Source organism: Mycobacterium scrofulaceum (genome assembly GCF_002086735.1).
In the GTDB taxonomy this organism is placed as follows: Bacteria; Actinomycetota; Actinomycetes; order Mycobacteriales; family Mycobacteriaceae; genus Mycobacterium; species Mycobacterium scrofulaceum.
Map to the genome: position 1 here is coordinate 1 of NZ_MVIJ01000158.1, position 675 is coordinate 675.

Consider the following 675-nt stretch of genomic DNA (forward strand, 5'->3'; position numbering starts at 1 on the left):
CCCGGAATTGGAAGCGCTTCGTGATCTCGCCGCAAAGTTCGTTGCCACTGAGATTGCACCCCACTCAGAGCGCTTCGCCGAGCAACACCATGTCGACCGGGCGGTGTGGGAACGAGCAGGCGAGCTGGGCCTGCTGTGCATGTCGATGCCGGTCGAATACGGCGGCGGCGGCGGGACATTCGCACACGAGGCAGTTCTGCTCGAAGAGCAAGCTCGAATCGGGGACAGTTCGTGGGGCGCCGGCCTGCACAGCGGCATCGTCGCACACTACATCCTGCACTACGCCCGGGAAGACCTGAAAAGGCAGTGGCTGCCCAAGATGGCGTCGGGCGAATTGATCGGTGCCATTGCGATGACGGAGGCCGGAACCGGATCTGATCTTCAAAGCGTGAAGACGCGCGCCGTCCTCGATGGGGACGAGTACGTCATCACCGGCTCGAAGACGTTCATCACCAATGGTCAGCAAGCCGATCTCGTCGTCGTCGTGGCCAAGACCGACCATACCCAAGGTGCCAACGGTATTTCGCTGATTGTCGTGGAAGCCGATCGCCCCGGGTTCCGGAGAGGACGAGTCCTCAGCAAAATAGGTCAGCGCGGTCAGGACACATCTGAATTGTTTTTCGACGGCGTGCGCGTCCCCAAGACGCATCTGCTAGGCGACACCGAGGGGCAAGG

At 61.5% G+C, this 675-nt stretch carries 1 protein-coding gene; it reads left to right on the forward strand.

The window, feature by feature from the left end:
• Positions 1-7: 7 nt before the first annotated feature.
• Positions 8-675, forward strand: a 668-nt coding sequence (locus BST44_RS29235; protein WP_208619909.1) for an acyl-CoA dehydrogenase family protein, incomplete at its 3' end; no start/stop codon positions are given.